At 73.5% G+C, this 18,660-nt stretch carries 14 protein-coding genes and 1 pseudogene; 5 read left to right on the top strand and 10 right to left on the bottom strand.

The annotated features are described in order from the left end of the window. Positions 1-15: 15 nt before the first annotated feature. From helR to ACLQ20_RS23490, 4 genes and pseudogenes are all read right to left on the bottom strand, one after another. Positions 16-2,190 (bottom strand): RNA polymerase recycling motor ATPase HelR, encoded by a 2,175-nt coding sequence (gene helR / locus ACLQ20_RS23475; RefSeq protein ID WP_425857691.1) that lies wholly within the window; start codon positions 2,188-2,190, stop codon positions 16-18. Between the two features lie 358 nt (positions 2,191-2,548). Next, entirely contained in the window at positions 2,549-3,067 is a 519-nt protein-coding gene (locus ACLQ20_RS23480) for a hypothetical protein (RefSeq protein WP_425857692.1), read from the bottom strand. 37 nt (positions 3,068-3,104) lie between these two features. Continuing rightward, positions 3,105-3,362 (bottom strand): annotated as a pseudogene (locus ACLQ20_RS23485) (DUF664 domain-containing protein); the annotation flags it as partial. Positions 3,363-3,386: 24 nt separating this feature from the next. Beyond that, entirely contained in the window at positions 3,387-4,067 is a 681-nt protein-coding gene (locus tag ACLQ20_RS23490; RefSeq protein WP_425857693.1) for an HAD family hydrolase, read from the bottom strand. Between the two features lie 160 nt (positions 4,068-4,227). Here ACLQ20_RS23490 and ACLQ20_RS23495 point away from each other — a divergent pair, with 160 nt between their 5' ends. From ACLQ20_RS23495 to ACLQ20_RS23505, 3 genes are all read left to right on the top strand, one after another. After that, complete coding sequence (locus tag ACLQ20_RS23495; RefSeq protein ID WP_151455206.1) at positions 4,228-4,872, top strand: hypothetical protein; 645 nt, start codon at positions 4,228-4,230, stop codon at positions 4,870-4,872. Between the two features lie 326 nt (positions 4,873-5,198). Beyond that, positions 5,199-6,983, top strand: a complete 1,785-nt coding sequence (locus ACLQ20_RS23500) for a hypothetical protein (RefSeq protein WP_327027588.1) — start codon at positions 5,199-5,201, stop codon at positions 6,981-6,983. 57 nt (positions 6,984-7,040) lie between these two features. Further along, positions 7,041-8,132 carry a glycosyltransferase family 2 protein gene (locus ACLQ20_RS23505; RefSeq protein ID WP_425857694.1) on the top strand — a complete coding sequence of 364 codons (1,092 nt, stop codon included), beginning with the start codon at positions 7,041-7,043 and terminating at the stop codon, positions 8,130-8,132. A gap of 22 nt (positions 8,133-8,154) precedes the next feature. Here the strand turns inward: ACLQ20_RS23505 and ACLQ20_RS23510 are convergent, their stop codons facing one another. The 4 genes from ACLQ20_RS23510 to ACLQ20_RS23525 are packed head-to-tail and all read right to left on the bottom strand — an operon-like array spanning position 8,155 to position 12,107. Next, a complete protein-coding gene (locus ACLQ20_RS23510; RefSeq protein ID WP_358118999.1) occupies positions 8,155-9,099 on the bottom strand; it encodes an ABC transporter substrate-binding protein in 945 nt (314 codons plus the stop codon). Then, the gene (locus ACLQ20_RS23515; protein WP_425857695.1) at positions 9,099-9,947 is read right to left on the bottom strand and encodes an ABC transporter ATP-binding protein; all 849 of its coding nucleotides are present in this window, start codon (positions 9,945-9,947) and stop codon (positions 9,099-9,101) included. The genes ACLQ20_RS23510 and ACLQ20_RS23515 overlap by 1 nt, the downstream gene beginning before the upstream one ends. A gap of 25 nt (positions 9,948-9,972) precedes the next feature. Then, complete coding sequence (locus tag ACLQ20_RS23520) at positions 9,973-11,064, bottom strand: FecCD family ABC transporter permease (RefSeq protein ID WP_425857696.1); 1,092 nt, start codon at positions 11,062-11,064, stop codon at positions 9,973-9,975. Continuing rightward, positions 11,061-12,107 (bottom strand): FecCD family ABC transporter permease, encoded by a 1,047-nt coding sequence (locus tag ACLQ20_RS23525; protein WP_327027582.1) that lies wholly within the window; start codon positions 12,105-12,107, stop codon positions 11,061-11,063. Before ACLQ20_RS23525 ends, ACLQ20_RS23520 begins: the two co-directional genes overlap by 4 nt. Positions 12,108-12,261: 154 nt before the next feature. Here ACLQ20_RS23525 and ACLQ20_RS23530 point away from each other — a divergent pair, with 154 nt between their 5' ends. Continuing rightward, positions 12,262-12,621 carry a YciI family protein gene (locus ACLQ20_RS23530; RefSeq protein WP_425857697.1) on the top strand — a complete coding sequence of 120 codons (360 nt, stop codon included), beginning with the start codon at positions 12,262-12,264 and terminating at the stop codon, positions 12,619-12,621. Between the two features lie 12 nt (positions 12,622-12,633). Here ACLQ20_RS23530 and ACLQ20_RS23535 read toward each other — a convergent pair whose 3' ends face one another. Then, the gene (locus tag ACLQ20_RS23535; RefSeq protein WP_132235868.1) at positions 12,634-13,074 is read right to left on the bottom strand and encodes a cytidine deaminase; all 441 of its coding nucleotides are present in this window, start codon (positions 13,072-13,074) and stop codon (positions 12,634-12,636) included. Positions 13,075-13,264: 190 nt separating this feature from the next. On the opposite strand from ACLQ20_RS23535, the gene hrpA reads away from it, so the two are divergent. Beyond that, positions 13,265-17,287, top strand: coding sequence for an ATP-dependent RNA helicase HrpA (gene hrpA, locus ACLQ20_RS23540; RefSeq protein WP_425857698.1), 4,023 nt, complete (start codon positions 13,265-13,267; stop codon positions 17,285-17,287). Here the strand turns inward: hrpA and ACLQ20_RS23545 are convergent. Next, a complete protein-coding gene (locus ACLQ20_RS23545; RefSeq protein WP_425857699.1) occupies positions 17,254-18,594 on the bottom strand; it encodes an FAD-dependent oxidoreductase in 1,341 nt (446 codons plus the stop codon). The two genes, hrpA and ACLQ20_RS23545, sit on opposite strands and share 34 nt — an antisense overlap. Positions 18,595-18,660 lie beyond the last annotated feature (66 nt).

An 18,660-nucleotide genomic window follows, 5' to 3' on the forward strand; every position in this document is an offset into this window, starting at 1 on the left:
GCGGCGGGCGCGTCGTCAGGAGGTGGTGAGGACGACGAGCTGCCGGGTCGCCCGGGTCATCGCGACGTAGCGGTCGACCGCTCCCTCGACGCCGGCGCCGAACGCCTCCGGGTCGACGAGGACGACCATGTCGAACTCGAGCCCCTTCGCCAGCTCCGGGGTCAGCGACCGGACGCGGGACATCGCCCGGAACGTGGGGTCGCCGATGACGCAGGCGGTCCCCTCGGCGTGGGCGGCGAGCCAGGTGTCGAGGATCGAGTCCCGATCGGCGGCGGATCCGCGTACGACGGGAGCGCCGCCGCCGCGGATGGAGATCGGCACGTTGGCGTCGGGGAGCACGGCCCGGATGACGGGCTCGGCCTCCGCCATGACCTCCTCCGGCGTCCGGTAGTTGACGGTCAGGGAGGTCACGGTGATCCGGTCGAGCCCGACGCGCTCCAGCCGTTCCCGCCACGACTCGGTGAACCCGCGCCGGGCCTGGGCGCGGTCCCCGACGATGGTGAAGCTCCCCGACGGGCAGCGCAGCAGCAGCATCTGCCACTCGGCGTCGGTCAGTTCCTGGGCCTCGTCCACCACGATGTGGGCGAACGGTCCGGCGAGCAGGTCCGGCTCCACGTGGGGCAGGGCGGTCCCGTCGACCAGGGCGTCCTGGAGGTCCAGCTGGCGCAGGCTCGACAGCACGCCCTCGCCGTCGTCGTAGGCGTCGGCCTCGATCAGGTCGTCGACGACGGCGGCCATGCGCGCGCGTTCGACGGCGACGACGGCCTCCTGCCGGCGCCTGCGCCCGGACGCCTCCGCGTCGCCGAGCCGTTGCCGTGCCGCGTCCAGCAGCGGCAGGTCGGACACCGTCCACGCCCCGGCGTCGCGGCGCTGGAGGGCGCGGACCTCGTCGGGGCTGAGCCAGGGAGCGCACCGGCGCAGGTAGGCGGGCACCGACCACAGGTCGCCGACGAGGTCGGTCGCCTCGATCAGCGGCCAGGCCCGGTTGAACGCCGTACGCAGCTCCCGGTTGCGCAGCAGCGAGGCGCGGACCACGTCGTCGGGCTCGTCGCCGTCGTACTTCCCCACCAGGATCGTGAGCAGCTCCTCCCAGACCTCGTCACGCGCCTCGTTGTGGGGCGTACCGGGGCCCGGCGCCTCGAACGCCTCGGCCCAGTCGGCGGCGCGCAGCCGGATGTCGGCCTCGTCCGTGCTGACCGTCATCGGTGCGGTCGGCGGCTCCTCGTAGAACCTGACGGCCGACTCGATCGCCTTCACCATCTCCGCCGACGACTTCAGGCGGGCCACCTCCGGGTCGGTCTCGACGCCCGCCGAGGCGCCCTCGGGTACGAGGTCGCGCAGGGTGCAGGTCTGCACCTCCTCCTCCCCCAGGCTGGGCAGCACGTCGGAGACGTACGCCAGGTAGGGCTGGTGCGGCCCGACGAAGAGCACGCCGCCCCGGCGGTGACCGAGGCGCGGGTCGGCGTAGAGCAGGTACGCCGTGCGGTGCAGCGCGACGACGGTCTTGCCGGTGCCGGGACCGCCGTCCACGACGAGCGCCCCGCTCGACCCCGCGCGGATGATGGCGTCCTGGTCGGCCTGGATCGTGCCGAGCACGTCGCGCATCCGCGGCGACCGGCTGGCGCCCAGGCTGGCGATGAAGGCGGACTGGTCGTCGAGCGCGGCGGCGTGCCCCTCGAGGGCGTCCGGGGTGAACACCTCGTCCCAGTAGTCGGTGATCCGGCCGCGCGTCCAGCGGTACCTGCGGCGGCTCGCCAGGCCCATCGGGTTGGCGTGGGTCGCCGCGAAGAACGGCTCGGCCGCGGGGGAACGCCAGTCGAGCAGCAGCCGCCCGCCCGCGCCGTCGGTGAGGCCACGCCGACCGACGTACGCGGGCGCTGGATCGTCGGCGCCGACCATCCGGCCGAGGCACAGGTCCACGCCGAAGCGGCGCAGTGTGCGCAGGCGGGCGGCCAGCCGACGGACCTCCATGTCCCGGTCCACCGCCTGCCGGCCCTTGCCGCCGGGGGCCCGGCGCTCGGCGTCGAGGCGGTCGGACAACTCGGTGCTCGTCCGCTCGATGCTCCCCGCGACGGCCGCGAAGTGCTGCTCGTCGGCGGCGATCAGCGTCGGATCGGCCTTGGCGGCGAGGTGGTCGGGAAGGTCGAACGCGCTGGCGGTCAGAGGGTTCACGGGATCAGCTCCGATCATGTTCCGGGTCCTGGCTCGGCGCTGCCGCACGCGTACGCGGACGCTGTGGTTCGACGTGCCGGCGCTAGCAGCACGTCGACAACGACGCCCGCAATTCGCGCGTTCCTTTTCTGCGGGCTCGGGCCTCGGCCGGTGATTTTGCGGCACGAACCAGGTCTTGCCGCAAGCCCCCTGGTGCGCTATATGTTGAGAAGGGAAAGGAGCGCACACCTCCTTTCCCTTCGTTGTCCGCAGGAACGGAAAGTCCTTCGCGAAGCGGCAACGCGCCGTTCACCACGGCACCGTTCGTACTCCACGCGCGTCGCGGTTCAGCTCGGCGACCGGGTGTTCCGGCCCCGACCAGCGACGGGAATCGGTCTCACCCTGACATCGCCAGCATGTCGAGAGCGGCGAAGAATGCCATCGGCCGGCCGGGGCGGATGACCTGTTCGAGGAGCACGACGCCGATGCGGTCGGCAACGTCGCACTCTGCTTCGATCGTCGTGCGGACGGGGCCGTACCGGCGGGAGGAGGAACGCGCCGAGGCGAGGACCATCTGGTCCCGGTGGAGCTGTGCCCGACGTGAGCTGGTGTGGACGACCTCGTACCTGCGCCCGAGGAGCGTCCAGGTGGTGCCGGCGTTGCGCCGACGGCAGGGCGCTTTCCTGCCGTTGACGAACTCGAACCGTTCACCGGTGGTCAGCGTGACCGTGACGGTGTCGGCCTGGAAGGCCAGGATCCGTGAGCGGGGCGGCCACGCCGCTTTCTCCGCGCCACGGCGCGGTTCCACGACGGTCAGCTCGGCACCGCGCTCGTCGAGCAACCGCAGCCGGCGCGCGTCCCCCGCGTCGAACGAGTATCCGAAGCTCAGGGGCCCCACCACCGGCGAATCAGTCACGCACTCATTCAATCAGTCGGGCTTGGTGGCGGCTGCTCTGGCGGCCCGTTCGATCTCGGCGCACCGCGCTGCCGCACCGAGGCACGGGTTCGGGGAACGGCCGGTCGAAGATGTCGCCGAAGTATCTGGCCTCCATCAACGACAGGTGCTTGACCAGGCCGCGAAGGTTGGTGCCGGTCGAGGTCAGGGGACGGCGGATGTCGTACTCGGAAAGCCCGTCGAGTTTCCACAGCATCACCTCGCGAATATCTCGCAGATCGCTGTGCAGGTACTCCTTGGCGAAATCATCGATCACGGAGAACGCTCCTGCCGTAGGCCGTCAATCTCTGGTGGCTGGCATCGTGTCAATCCGTTGAAGGAGGACTTCGACGGCGTTGGCGACGGTGGCGACCGTGATGTCGGGTTCCGGTTGCCCCTCGGGCCACGACCTCGACTCGGTCTGCAGCCACATGGTGCGCAATCCTGCACGGCGTCCACCGGCGACATCGAGCATCGGGTCGTCGCCGATCATCCAGCCGCCGTGCGCTATCGATGTTCCGCAGCGCTGCGCGATGATGCTGAAGATCGCCGGCTCGGGTTTGCGGATGCCGACTTCGTCGGAGATGCACCAGCCGTCGACCAGCGTGTTGAGGCCAGCGCGGTGGATCTTGCCGTGCTGGTTGTCGGTCATGCCGTTGGTGACGATCCCGATCCGCCACCCGGCGGCACGCAGCAGACGTAGCGCTTCGAGGTCTTGCGAGCGGCAGGCGACCAGTTCCGGCATGCGCTGGCGGTATTGCTGCCAGAGTTCGTCAGCGGCCTGGTCGAGGCGAAAGGTCTCGCGGACGGCGTGGAAGAAGATGCCTTTCGTACCGGAGGTCCGGGCGTCGGCGTCCAGGAGCCAGACGAAGGCGGCGGCGTCGAGGCGGTGGGTGATCACGAACTCCCGGGCCCATGCGCGGAAGGCGGCGCTGCGGTTGACGAGGGTGTCGTCCAGGTCGAAGAGCGCCAGCCGCTGCATGTCGAGATCGTAGGCGGGTTGCCTGGCCGAGATCGTCCGGTGCGGCCGTCGCCCGGCCCGGCAGGTCGACCTGACGAACGCCCCGACAAACCCTGGGAGATGTCACACCCGTCGATTAGAATGTGTGTACTAATCGAGGTCCTGACCTGGGAGGACGCCCGTGAGCACGCCCGCCTCCGCCCCACCCACCCCCTACGCCACCCTGCTCGGCTTCACCCGCTACGTCGACCGCATCGGCCCGACGAAGGCCACCTTCGTCGGGGGCCTGCGCAAGCAGCGGGCCAGCCGCTCCGGCTTCAACCCGCACGGCCAGTTCGTCAAGGCGCTCAAGGCCGACATCGCCTTCCACACCGGCGGCACCCACCTCGACCAGGTGGTCGACGTGGTCAAGCCCCGCTGGCGACCGCTCTACCAGGCCCTCGTCCCCGGCGCGACGACCTGGCTGCGCTCCCTCGGCGAACCGAGGGCCGTCGACCTCGCCCAGACCCGCGACGCGCTCGCGATGCTGGGCGACCTGCCCGTCAAGGTCAACCCCCAGTTCGGCGTACGGCACGCCGACGGTCGCGTCGAGGCCGTCCGACTGCACTTCGACGAGGCGCCGCCCAGCGAGGAGGCGACGCTCGCCACCCTGCACCTGATGGCCCGGCACATGGACGCGGTGCTCCCGCACGCCGAGCCGGTCCTGGTCGACGTCCGCCGTGGCGAGGCCCACCGCATGCCCACCGACGCCCGCCCGGAGCAGATCGAGCGCTGGCTGGCCGGCGAGGCGGCGGCCTTCCGGGCCATCTGGGCCACCGCCGCCTGATCCCTTCCCACCACCCACCCGATCCCGCTCGCCCGGTCCGGCCGACGTGGCCGGGCCGGGCGCCGACCGGGAGCCCGTGACACCCGCCGGCCGGGCAGCGCGGCCGGGATCCGCGACACGCGCCGCCGGGTCGGCGGGTCGGCGGGTCGGCGGGTCCGCGGGTCCGCGGGTCGGCGGGTCGGCGGGTCGGCGGGTCGGCGGGTCGGCGGGTCGGCGGGTCGGAGCATGTGCGGCGGCGCCCCGGGCGGGTCGGCCAACCCGCCCGGAAGCCCACATCCCGGGCGGCGGATCGACACGGCGGCCACCATCGTGAATCATCTATCTTCATGACCACCGGGTCCACGGACGCCCGACCGTCCGCCGAAATCTCCGACCACGACCAGGTTCCCGACCCCGGGGACCCCGGCCGACGGGACCGGTGGGGCTGGCTGCGCCACGAATGGACACTGGCGGTGCTCGGCGGGCTGCTGCTGGCGGTGGTGCTGACCTGGCCGACGATGCGGCATCCGGCGAGCACCATCCCCGGCGACATCGGCGACCCCACGTTGCAGGCGTGGCAGATGGCCTGGGCCGGGCACGCCGTGCTCAACAACCCGGCCGGCCTCTGGCACTCGAACACGTTCTTCCCCGAGACCTACACGTACGTCTACAGCGACACCCTGCTCGGCTACGCCCCGTTCGGGATGCTCGGCTCAGGCTTCGAGGCCGCCCTGGTCCGCTACAACGTGATGTACGTGCTGGTGCACGCGTTGGCCTTCGTCGGGGCGTACGCGCTGGCCCGGCAGCTCGGGGCGGGCCGGCTGGGCGGGGCGGTCGCCGGGATCGCGTGGGCGTACGCGCCCTGGCGGCTGGCGCACTCCGGCCACCTGAACATCCTGTCCAGCGGCGGGATCGCGTTGTGCCTGGCGATGCTGGCGCGCGGCCACGGCTGGTCGCTGCGGCACGGCTACCGGCCGGAGCGGCGGCGACCCGGCTGGGCCCTCGCGGGGTGGCTCGTCGCCGCCTGGCAGATCAGCCTGGGCTTCGGCATCGGACTGCCGCTGGTCTACTTCCTGCTGGCCGCGGTGCTGGTCGGGGCCGGCGGCTACGGCTGGTCCTGGTGGCGGCGCGGGCGACGACCCGCGTTCGGCCGGCGGCTGCTGGTCGCCGACGTGGCCGGTGGCGCCGTCTTCGGCGCGGTGACGCTCCTGCTGGGCCTGGTCTACCTGAAGGTCGTCGACCTCAACCCGCAGGCCGAACGGTCGTTGGCCTGGACGGAGATGTTCTCGCCGCCGCTGATCGGCTTCGTCACCGCCCCGGCGGACTCGTGGTGGTGGGGCGAGCGGCACGCGGCGGCGCGGGAACAGCTGTCCTGGCCGCCGGAGATGGCGCTGCTGCCCGGGATGGTTCTGCTCGCGTTGGCCGCGGCGGGGCTGTTCGTCTCGGTGTACCCGGCCCGGCACCGGGTCGCGTTGGCGCTCGGGGTGCTCGGCACGGTGCTGCTGGGCCTGGGCGTCACCCTCGGCGGCGACGGCGATCCGGGCTACCTGACGCTGTCGAAGCACCTGCCGGGCTGGGACGCGCTGCGGACGCCGGGCCGGATGATGCACTGGACGAGCCTGCTGCTGGCGGTGCTGGCGGCGGGCACGGTGACGGTGTTCGCCACGGCGGTGCGGCGGTGGTCGTCCCGGGGCTGGGCCAGGCTCCTGGCACCGGTGCTGCTGTTGGTCCCGCTGGCCCTGGTCGGGCTGGAGGGGGTCAACCGGACGCCGCATCCGGTGGTGCCGACGCCGCCGGCCGCGATGCGTACGGCGGCGGAACCGATGCTGGTGCTGCCCGCCGGCGGCGCGGTCGACCTGATCTTCATGTTGTGGACGACGGACGGGTTCCCCCGGGTCACGAACGGGCTGGGCGGGTTCGAGCCGGTCACCCAGGCGCAGACCCGGGCCGCGACGCCCACCTTCCCCGATGCGGGCAGCGTGGCCTACCTGCGCGGCATCGGGGTGCGGTCCGTGGTGGCCCTGCCGGGCTGGACCGCCGGGACGCCCTGGGAGGGCATCGCGGACCGGCCGATCGACGGGCTCGGCATCACCCGGGAGGAGATCGATGGTGTGCTGGTCTACCGCCTCTGAGCGGGGCGGCGCGAGGCGCGGCGCGGGGCGGGCGTCCTCGGGCGCCGGCCGGGCGGGGTGACGCAGGTGCGCCTTTCGCTGGTGGTGCCCTGCTTCAACGAGGAGGCCTCGGTGGAGCGCCTGCACACGGCGGTGACCGCCGCGGTCGCGGAGCTCACCGACGTCGACATCGAGGTCGTCTACGTCGACGACGGCAGCTCCGACGGCACCCTCGTGGCGCTGCGCCGGCTCGCCGCCGCCGATCCCGCCGTGCGCTACACGTCGCTGAGCCGCAACTTCGGCAAGGAGGCGGCGATGCTGGCCGGGCTGGAGCGGGCCACCGGCGACGCGGTGGTCATCATGGACGGCGACCTCCAGCACCCGCCCCGGTTGCTGCCCGACATGGTGGCGTTGTACCGGCAGGGTTTCGACCAGGTGATCGCGCGCCGGGACCGGCGTGGTGACCGCCTCGTCCGGATGCTGGCCTCGCGGTCCTTCTACCGGGTGGTCAACTGGTGGATCGACGTGCGGCTGCTGGACGGGGCGGGTGACTTCCGGCTGCTGTCCCGGCTGGCGGTGGACGCGGTGCTGGCGATGCCGGAGTACAACCGCTTCTCCAAGGGGCTGTTCTCCTGGATCGGCTTCCGGACGGTGGTGGTCGCGCACCGCAACGAGACCCGGCAGGCGGGCCGGAGCAGGTGGACGTTCGGCAAGCTGTTCAACTACGCGTTCGACGGGCTGCTGTCGTTCAACAACCGGCCGCTGCGGCTGGCGATCTACGGCGGCCTGTTCCTCACCCTGATCGCGGTGGTCTACATGGCCTGGGTGGTCGCCGACGCCGTCAGCAAGGGAATCGACGTTCCCGGCTACACCACCATCATCGTCAGTGTGATCGGTCTCGGCGGCATCCAGATGACGATCCTGGGCGTGATCGGCGAGTACATCGGCCGGATCTACTACGAGACCAAGCGTCGGCCGCACTACCTGGTCCAGGAGACCGAGGACCTGGTCACGCAGGACGGGGAGACGCCCCGGGTGCCGGAGCAGCCGGCGGTGCACCCGACCGAGCGGTTCCGGCAGGGCGGGCCGGCCCGCGAGGACCTCTCCCGGTACCGCTCGCTGCGGCGTGCCGCCGGCGAGTCCGTGACGGGTGACGCGCGGCAGCCGTAGCGGCTGCCGCGCGCGACACGGATCAGGCGGTGAGGTACTTCGCCAGGTCGTCGAGGATCTTGTTGGCGGCGCCGATGCCGATGCCCGTCATCCAGATCTCGTCGGAGACGACGTGCGACTTGCCGGCCTTGACCGCCGACAGCCCCTTCCAGAGCGTCCCGCCGGTGACCTTGGCCTGCTCGGCGGCGGCCTTCTCGCCGTACGCGGTGACGAAGATGACGTCGCCGTCGACCTCGCCGATGCGCTCCGGGCTGACCCGGTCCATCCGCCGGTCCTCCTTGCCGGTGAGCTGCTGGCGCTCGGGGCGGCCCAGGCCGGTGTCGCCGATGACGATGCCGGAGAACGAGTCCGGCCCGTACACCCGGATCTCGGTCGGCATGAAGCGGACGATGGAGACCTTGCGGTCGGCGGCGTTGCCGAGCTTGCCGCCGAACTCCCTGGCCCGGGTCTCGTACGCGGCCAGCAGGTCCTTGGCCTGCTGCTCCTTGCCGAGCGCGGCGCCGTCGAAGAGGAAGTTCTCCTTCCAGGTGATGCCGACCTTCTCGGTGAAGACGGTCGGCGCGATGGCGGCCAGCTCGTCGTAGAACTTCTCCTGGCGGAACTTGCTGCCCAGGATCAGGTCCGGCTTGAGGGCGTTGATGGCCTCCAGGTCGGGCTCGGTGAGCACCCCGACCTCCTTGATGCCGGCGAGCTTCTCCTCGCCGAAGTAGGTCGGCCAGCTCTTCGCCTCGCCGGCGGTGGCGGCGCCGACCGGTGTGACGCCGAGTGTCAGGGCTGTGTCGATCTTGTCTGTGTCGAGCACGACGACACGCTTCGGTTCCGTCGGCACCTTCGTGGTGCCCATGGCGTGGACGATCTCCCGGGTCTCCCCGGTGGTGGTGTCGGCGACCGGGTCGCTCTCACCACAGGCGGTGAGACCGACGCCGAGGGCCAGCGCCGCGGTGAGGGCGGCGGCGAGACGACGCATCAGATTCCTTTCGAAGGGTGCGAGCCGGTCAGCGGCGTCGCCGCGTCCCCGGCGGGCAGGCGGGTCAGGGTGGGACTGGTGAGCGCGGGCACCACCAGGGGCGCCCCGGTCACCGGGCAGGGCACGACCACGCAGTCGAGGCCGAAGACGTCCCGGACCAGGTCGGCGGTGAGGATCTCCCGGGGCGGCCCGGCGGCCACCACGGCACCGGAGCGCATGGCTATCAGGTGGTCGGCGTACCGGGCGGCCTGGTTGAGGTCGTGCAGTACGGCGACGACTGTGCGGCCCCGCTCGACGCGCAGCCGGTGCAGCAGGTCCAGCACCTCCACCTGGTGGGCGAGGTCGAGGAAGGTGGTGGGCTCGTCCAGCAGCAGCGCCTCGGTGTCCTGGGCGAGGGTCATGGCGATCCAGACACGCTGCCGCTGGCCCCCGGAGAGGGTGTCGACCGGCCGGTCCGCCAGCGCCGTCACGTCGGCGAGCGCCATGGCCCGGTCGACGGCGGCCCCGTCGGACTCCGACCACTGCCGCCACCACCGCTGGTACGGCTGCCGGCCTCGGCCGACCAGGTCCGCGACGGTCACCCCCTCGGGCACCAGCGGGCTCTGCGGTAGCACGCCGAGGCGGCGGGCGACCTCGCGGGTCGGCAGGTCCCGGATGGCGGTGCCGTCCAGCAGCACGGCGCCGCGCCGGGGCGTGAGCAGGCGGGCGATGGTGCGCAGCAGGGTGGACTTGCCGCAGGCGTTCGGCCCCACGATCACCGTGAACGCGTCGCCGGGCAGCTCCAGGTCGAGCCCGTCCAGCACGGTCCGCTCGTCGTAGCCGGCGACCAGGTCGCGGGTGGAGAGCATCACGCCTCCTTGCCAGGGTGGGACATCACGAGGGCCGCCGCCGACCGCGGAGCAGCAGGAAGATCAGGTACGGGCCGCCGATGGCGGCGGTCAGCACCCCGGCGGGCAGTTGGGTGGGGGCGAACAGCCGCCGGCCGCCCAGGTCGGCCAGCACCAGCAGCAGGGCCCCGAGCAACGCGGCGCAGAGCAGCGGCGGGCGCTCGGTGCGGACCAGCCGGCGGGCCAGCTGGGGGGCGACGAGGGCCACGAAGTCCACCGCGCCCACCTGCGCGGTGACCATCGCGGCGGCCAGCACCCCGGTGCCGGCGAGGCCGACCCGGCGGGCCACCGGGCGCAGGCCGATCCCCCGGGCGGTGTCGTCGTCCAGGGCGGTGCTGTTCAGCGCCCAGCCGGCCCAGGCCAGCACCGGCAGGAGCGCGGCCAGGGTGAGGGCGATCCACAGGCTCTCGTTCCAGCCCTTGCCGGCGAGCGTGCCGATCAGCCAGATCTGCGCGCGCAGCCCGTCGATCGGGTCGGCGGTGAGCAGGACGACCTCGGTCAGGGCCCGCAGCGCGAAGGCGACCGCCACGCCGGCGAGCACGAACCGCTGGGCGGCCAGCCCGTGCCGGGCGCCGAGGAGGAACAGCAGCGCGGCGGCGACCAGCCCGCCGAGCAGCGCCGCCGGGGCCACGAGCACCGCCGCGGCGCCAGTCGTCAGGGCCACCGTCGCGGCGAGGCCGGCGCCCTGGGTGATGCCGACGACGTCGGGGCTGGCGAGCGGGTTGCGGGCCACGCTCTGGATCAGCGTGCCGGCCACCCCGAAGGCCGCGCCGGCCACCGCGGCCAGCACCAGCCGGGGCAGTCGCAGGTCGAGGACCACCAGGTCGTACGGGGTGCCGGCGCCGGAGAGGGCGCGCAGCACGTCGGCCGGGGCGACGTACGGGGTGCCCAGGGAGAGGCTGAGCACCCCTGCGGCGAGCAGCAGCACGACCAGCGCGGCGGCGACCAGCACGGAGCGGCGGCGGACCTGCACGCTGACCGGGCCGATCCGCACGAGCGACCGCCCCGGCAGCGCGGTGACGCCCACCCGGGGACGGCCCGCCGGCCGCCCGGCGGCGGGGGCGGCGGGGGCGCTCACGCCGTCACGACCTTCGCGCGGCGGACCAGGAAGGCCAGCAGCGGGGCGCCGATCAGCGCGGTGACGATGCCCGCGGGCACCTCCCCGGGCGGCGCGACGAGCCGCCCGACGACGTCGGCGCCGAGCAGCAGCGCGGGCCCGAGCAGCGCCGAGACCGCGAGGGTCCAGCGGTGGTCGGCGCCGACCAGGGCGCGGGCCAGGTGCGGCACCGCGAGCCCGACGAACGCGATCGGCCCGGCGGCGGCGACGGCCGCCCCGGTGAGCAGCACCGCGGCGACGCCGCCGCCGATTCGGACCAGCCCGATCCGGTGCCCGAGGCCCCGGGCCACGTCGTCGCCGAGGGCGAGCGCGTCCAGGCCCCGGGCGACGAGGGCGGCCAGGACCAGCCCGGCGAGCACGAACGGCACCACCTGGGCGGCCACCGTGAGGTCCCGGCCGGTCAGCCCGCCGACCACCCAGAAGCGGTACTCCTCGAAGGTGCGGGCGTCCATGCTGAGCAGCGCGTACACCACGGAGGCGAGGCTGGCGTCGAGGGCCGCGCCGACCAGCGCGAGGGTGACCGGGCTGGCGCCCTCGCGGGCCTTGGCCGCGACGGCGAAGACCAGCACCCCGGCCCCGAGCGCACCGGCGATGCCGAACCAGACGTACCCGGCCAGCGTGCTCACGCCGAAGACGGAGATGGCCAGCACCACGCCGAACGAGGCGCCGGCGCTGATGCCGAGGATCCGCGGTTCGGCCAGCGGGTTGCGGGTGAGGGCCTGGAAGAGGACGCCGGCGACGGCGAGCGCCAGCCCGACGGCGAGGCCCAGCGCGGTGCGCGGCATCCGCAGTTCCCGCACGATGGTGGCGGCCTCGCCGCCGTCCGGGGCGATGAGCGCGCGCCACACCTCGTCGACGGCCAGCGCCCGGCTGCCGAGCGCGAAGCTCGCCAGCACGGCCAGCAGCAGCACCAGCGCGGCGGCGACCGTGACCGCGAGCCGACGACCCCCACGCGCCCGGGGCCGGGTGCCGGCAGGTGCCGGGCGGGTGGCGAGGGTGGTCACGAGGCTCCTGCACGTTCGGGCTTAGGGTCGCCTTACCGTAGCGGAACGCCCTGGCCGGGCCTAACTCGCCGTCGTCGATCCGGGCGGCGCTGAGCAGGGCGGACAGCGCCGGATCCGGTCGGGCGGCGGCCCCGGCCGCCCTAGGGTTGTCAGCATGCGATTCGACCAGCACACAGTGGTGCTCCTGAGCCGGCCGACGGACGCGCCGCAGCTACCGCTGGACGCGGCCGACCGGTTGCAGGACGCCCACCTGGCCCACCATGCGGGGCTGGTGGAACAGGGGCTCGTGCTGGCCGCGGGGCCCTTCGTCGACGCCGACGACGAGCGGCTGCGCGGGTTCGTCGTGCTCTCCATCTCCCCGCAGGAGGCCCGAGAGCTCTACCACAACGACCCGGCCGTGCGGGCCGGGCGGCTCAGCGTGCAGGTGATGAGCTGGATGGTGCCGGAGGGCACCGTGCGGTTCGAGAGCGTGCCGCTGCCCCGGTCGATCCTGGCGGCCGCCGCCGGCGACTGACGGCCCGGGACGTCAGTCGGCCGGTCGCGGCGCGGGGAGCGGGCCGGCGGGCCCGTCGAGCTGCTGGTCGGCCCAGACGTACGTCTCCGGCAGCAGTTCGGCGACGTGCACCACGCGCAGCGCGTCCATCGGCCCGACGATGACCCGGACGGTGGGGAAGTAGTCGCGCAGCACCTGCCGGCAGCGCCCGCAGGGCGGGATCACCCCGCGCCCCCGGTCGCCCACCGCGACGATCGTCTCCAGCTCGGTGACGCCCTGGGTGGCGGCGGCGCCGACCGCGACCACCTCGGCGCAGGGGCCACCGGTGAAGTGGTAGACGTTGACCCCGGTGAAGACCCGGCCGTCGGTGGTCCGCGCGGCGGCGGCAACCGTGTGGTTGTCGCTGCGGCAGCGCAGCTTGGCGACCGCCGTGGCGGCCTGCACCAGGGCCCGGTCGGTGTCGCGCATCGTCATCCAGTCCCCCGTGGCCAAGGTCGGTCGACGCCCCACTCTAGTCCGAGGCGACGCTGCCGCGCGCCCCCGACGGCCGGTCCGAGGCGACGCCGCCGCGCGCCCCCGACGGGCGTGGGCGCGCGCGGGCCGGGGCGGTGCGGCGGTAACCCGGGGGCGGTCCGGCCGTCGGCTGCCTATCCTTGGCGACGACATGCAGAATCCAGCCGCACCCGCCGCGACCGACCCCGTCCGCGAGCTGCACCGCCGCCTCCGTCCCCTGATGTTCCGCGACCAGCGCCGCTTGCAACGGCGCCTGGACGGGATACGCCGGCTGCGCGACCCGCAGCGCCGGGAGTCGGCGCTCGACGAGATCGCCGCCGACGTGGCGCGGGCCGAGGCGCTGCTGGCGGGCCGGCGCGCCGCCGTACCGGTGGTCACCTATCCGGCCCAGCTGCCGGTCAGCGAGCGCAAGGACGACATCGCCGCCGCGATCCGCGACCACCAGGTGGTGATCGTGGCCGGCGAGACCGGCTCCGGCAAGACCACCCAGCTGCCGAAGATCTGTCTGGAGCTGGGGCGCGGGATCACCGGGCTGATCGGGCACACCCAGCCGCGCCGGCTGGCCGCGCGTACGGTGGCGGACCGGATCGCCGAGGAGCTCGGCACCGAGCTGGGCGACGTGGTCGGCTACAAGGTGCGCTTCAGCGACCAGGTGAGCGACCGCAGCCTGGTCAAGCTGATGACCGACGGCATCCTGCTCGCCGAGTTGCAGACCGACCGGATGCTGCGCCAGTACGACACGCTGATCATCGACGAGGCGCACGAGCGCAGCCTCAACATCGACTTCATCCTCGGCTACCTCCGGCAGCTCCTCCCCCGCCGCCCCGACCTCAAGGTGATCATCACCTCGGCGACCATCGAGACCGAGCGGTTCGCCCGGCACTTCGCGGGCCCGCCCACCGCCGACGAGCCCGACGGCGTACCGGCGCCGGTGGTCGAGGTCTCCGGGCGCACGTACCCGGTCGAGGTGCGGTACCGGCCGCTGGTCGAGGTGGCCGAGGGCGAGGACGACGGGGAGGACGAGGAGAACGTCCGCGACCAGGTCCAGGCCATCGGCGACGCCGTCGAGGAGCTGGCCGCCGAGGGCCCCGGCGACGTCCTGGTCTTCCTCAGCGGCGAGCGGGAGATCCGCGACACCGCCGACGCGCTGGGCAAGCTGGTGGAGAAGAAGCCGGCGCTGCGCGGCACCGAGATCCTGCCGCTGTACGCCCGGCTCTCCACCGCCGAGCAGCACCGGGTCTTCGCCCCGCACGCCGGGCGCCGGGTGGTGCTCGCGACCAACGTGGCGGAGACCTCGCTCACCGTGCCCGGCATCAAGTACGTGGTGGACCCGGGAACGGCCCGCATCTCCCGCTACAGCAGCCGGCTCAAGGTGCAGCGGCTGCCGATCGAGCCGGTCTCGCAGGCGTCGGCCAACCAGCGCAAGGGGCGCTGCGGGCGCACCTCGGACGGCATCTGCATCCGCCTCTACGACGAGCAGGACTTCCTGTCCCGCCCGGAGTTCACCGACCCGGAGATCCTGCGCACCAACCTCGCCTCGGTCATCCTCCAGATGACCTCCATCGGGCTCGGCGACGTCGCCGCGTTCCCGTTCATCGACCCGCCGGACCGGCGCAACGTCGCCGACGGCGTCAACCTGCTGCACGAGCTCGGCGCGCTGGACCCGGCCGAGGCCGACCCGGCGAAGCGGCTCACCCCGCTGGGCCGGCGGCTGGCGCAGCTCCCCGTCGACCCGCGGCTGGCCCGGATGGTCGTCGAGGGCGAGCGCAACGGCTGCGCCACCGAAGTGATGGTGATCGCCGCCGCGCTGTCCATCCAGGACCCCCGCGAGCGGCCCGCCGACAAACAGGCCCAGGCCGACCAGGCGCACGCCCGGTTCACCGACCGCGAGTCGGACTTCGTGTCGCTGCTCAACCTGTGGCGGCACCTGCGCGAGCAGCAGCGCGAACTGTCGTCCAGCGCGTTCCGACGGATGTGCAAGGCCGAATACCTCAACTACCTGCGGGTACGCGAGTGGCAGGACATCGTCAGCCAGTTGAGGCGTACCACCGAACAGGCTGGTGGGCGACCGGCCGACGGCGGCGGCGGGCGCCGGGGCGGCGCGGACCTGCCGGAGGAGATCGACACCCCGAAGGTGCACCAGTCGCTGCTGCCCGGCCTGCTGTCGCACGTCGGGCTCAAGGACGCGCAGAAGCACGAGTACCTGGGCGCCCGGGGCGCGAAGTTCGCGCTCTTCCCCGGCTCGGCGCTGTTCAAGAAACCGCCGCGCTGGGTGATGGCGGCCGAGCTGGTGGAGACCTCCCGCCTCTGGGGCCGGGTCGCCGGCCGGGTCGAGCCCGAGTGGGTCGAACCGCTGGCCCAGCACCTGGTCAAGCGCAGCTACAGCGAGCCGCACTGGGAGAAGAAGCAGGCGGCCGTGATGGCCTACGAGAAGGTGACCCTCTACGGCATCCCGCTGGTCACCTCACGCAAGGTCAACTTCGGCCGGATCGACCCGGCGCTGTCCCGGGAGCTGTTCATCCGGCACGCCCTCGTCGAGGGCGACTGGCAGACCCACCACCACTTCTGGGCCGACAACCAGCGGCTGCTGGCGGAGATCGAGGAACTGGAGCACCGCGCCCGGCGCCGCGACATCCTCGTCGACGACCAGACCGTCTTCGACTTCTACGACGCGCGCGTCCCGGCCGACGTGGTCTCCGGGCGACACTTCGACGCCTGGTGGAAGAAGACCCGCCGGGAGCAGCCCGACCTGCTCACCTTCACCCGGGAGCTGCTGGTCAACGCCGGCCGCACCGGCGTGGACGAGGCCGACTACCCCGACGAGTGGTCCGCCGACGGGGTGACGCTGCCGCTGACCTACCGGTTCGAGCCGGGCACGCCGACCGACGGCGTGACAGTCGACATCCCGCTGCCCCTGCTCAACCAGGTGCCGGCGGAGAGCTTCGACTGGCAGGTGCCCGGGCTGCGCGAGGAGTTGGTGATCGCGCTGATCCGCTCGCTGCCCAAGGCGGTGCGCCGCAACTTCGTCCCGGTGCCGGACTTCGCGCGCGCGGCGCTGGCCGCGATGCCCGCCGGCGAGGAGCCGCTGCTGGACGCGCTGACCCGGCAGTTGCGCCGGATGACCGGCGTCACCGTGCCCCGGGACGCGTGGGAGCCGGAGAAGCTGCCGCCGCACCTGCGGGTCCGCTTCCGGGTGCTCGACGAGGAGAACAAGCCGGTCGCCGAGGGCAAGGACCTGCCGGCCCTGCAACGCCAGCTCAAGGCGGAGGTACGCCAGGTCGTGGCCGCCGCCGCACCCGACGTCGCCCGGACGGGCCTCCGTACGTGGAGCATCGACGATCTTCCTCGCACCATCGAGCAGGTCCGCTCCGGGTACGCGGTGACCGCGTACCCGGCCCTGGTCGACGAGGGCGACACCGTCGGGGTGAAGGTCTTCGACTCGCCCGCCGAGCAGGAGGCGGCGCACTGGGCGGGCACGCGGCGGCTGCTGCGGCTCACCGTGCCGTCGCCGGCGAAGTTCCTCCAGGGGCGGCTGTCCAACGAGGCGAAGCTGGCGCTGAGCCGCAACCCGCACGGCGGCGTGCAGGAGCTGATCTCCGACGCGGCCGGGGCGGCCATCGACAAGCTGATCGGCGACGCGGGCGGCCCGGCCTGGGACGCCGAGGGCTTCGCCGCCCTGCGGGACAAGGTCCGGGCCGACCTGGTGGACACCGTGGTCGAGATCATGGACCGGGTGCGCCGGGTGCTCGCCGCCGCGTACGCGGTCGAGCAGCGCCTCGGCGCCACGCGGAACCTGGCGGTGGTGGCCGCGCTGGCCGACATCCGGGTGCAGCTGAACGGCCTGGTGCACAAGGGCTTCGTCACCGAGACCGGCTACGCGCGCCTGCCCGACCTGCTGCGCTACCTCACCGCGATCGAGCGGCGGCTGGACCGGCTGCCGGGCAACCCGCAGCGCGACAAGCAGCAGCAGGACCGGGTGGCGGTGGTGCAGAAGGAGTACCAGGAGATGCTCGCCGCGCTGCCGCCCGGGCGCCGGCAGTCGGCGGCCGTCCGGCAGATCCGCTGGATGGTCGAGGAGCTGCGGGTGAACGTCTTCGCCCAGGCGCTGGGCACCCCGTACCCGGTGTCGGAGCAGCGGATCTACCGGGCGATGGACGAGGCCGAGGGCAGGTAGGGCGACCCGCGCAGCACCCGCAACAGCACCGGCGGGGAGAGCAGCCGCGTCGGCGGGTCGACGAGGTTCACCACCCGCAGGAACGCCGCGCCCAGCGCCGGGTCCCGGGTCGCCGCCTCGTGCAGCCGGCCCACGTACGCGTTGACCAGGCGTACCCGCGGCGAGCGGCGGCCGGGCACCTCGGGGAAGCGCAGGTCGGTGCCGACGGCGATGGACCACGGCCCGTCGATCAGCCGGGCCGCGCCCCGGAAGAACCGCCGGGCGAGCCGGTCGGACGGCCGTCGCAGCAGTCGGCGCAGCAGCAGGGCCTCCAGCGCGGCCACCGTCATGCCCTGCCCGTAGACCGGGTTGAAGCTGCACACGGCGTCGGCCACCACCAGGTAGCCCGCCGGGAAGCGGCGCAGCCGCTCGTAGCGCCGCCGCACGCTGGCCGGGAACTTCATCGTCGCCGGTGGGCTCTCCGGCCGCGCCGTACGCAGTAGGTCGGCGATCTGCGGGGCAGCGAGGGTCTCGGCGAAGGCGGTCATCCCCTCGTCGTCGGCCGGCGGCTCCTCGCCGAGCATGCCGCTGAGCGCCACCGCGAACCGGCCCTGCTCCTGCACGGCGACGATGCCGCCCCGGGGCTGGCCGGGCACGGCGTTGGTCAGCGCGCCGAGCAGCCCCTCCAGGTGGTGCGGCTCCCGCCGGTAGGTGCGGGTGAGGTAGGTGACGCCGACCTTGACCCGCTCCTCCGGCGCCGGCCGGTAGCCCAGCTCGGCCAGCCACACCGGGCTGCGGGTGCCCCGGCCGCCGGCGTCGACGACGAGGTCGGCGGCGACGGTGGTCGGGTCCCCGTCGCGGAAGCGCAGCCGTACGCCGGTGACCCGTCCCCGGTCGAGGGTGGTGGTCAGCCCCTCCACCTCGCAGCCCGCCACGATCCGCACCCCGGGCAGGGCGGCCACCCGCTCCCGGACGACCTGCTCCAGCAGCGGCCGGCTGACCCCGAGGGCGAACAGCGGGGACGGCGCGCGCCGCATCCGGTGGCCGTTGTTGTACCAGTGGACCTGCTCGTGCAGGTCGACCGTGGGCACGCCCCGCGCGCTCAGCTCCGCCGAGATCCCGGGCAGCAGCTCCTCGAACGCCTGCCGGCCCCGGGTCAGCAGGACGTGCAACTGCCGCCCCTGCGGTACGCCCCGGCGGCTCTCCGCCTGCTCGGGCAGCAGGTCACGGTCCACGAGGGTGACCCGCTCGTACGCCTCGGTGAGTGCGCAGGCGGTCAGCAGCCCGCCCATGCTCGCGCCGATCACCACGGCGCTGCCCGTTGCCATGCGGGCAGCGTAGGCAGGCCGGCGGGGCCCGGTCGTCTTCCGTCGTGCGCACCTGGCGGCGTCGGA

Origin of the sequence: Micromonospora sp. DT46, from assembly GCF_049841735.1 — a bacterium.
In the GTDB taxonomy this organism is placed as follows: Bacteria; Actinomycetota; Actinomycetes; order Mycobacteriales; family Micromonosporaceae; genus Micromonospora; species Micromonospora reichwaldensis.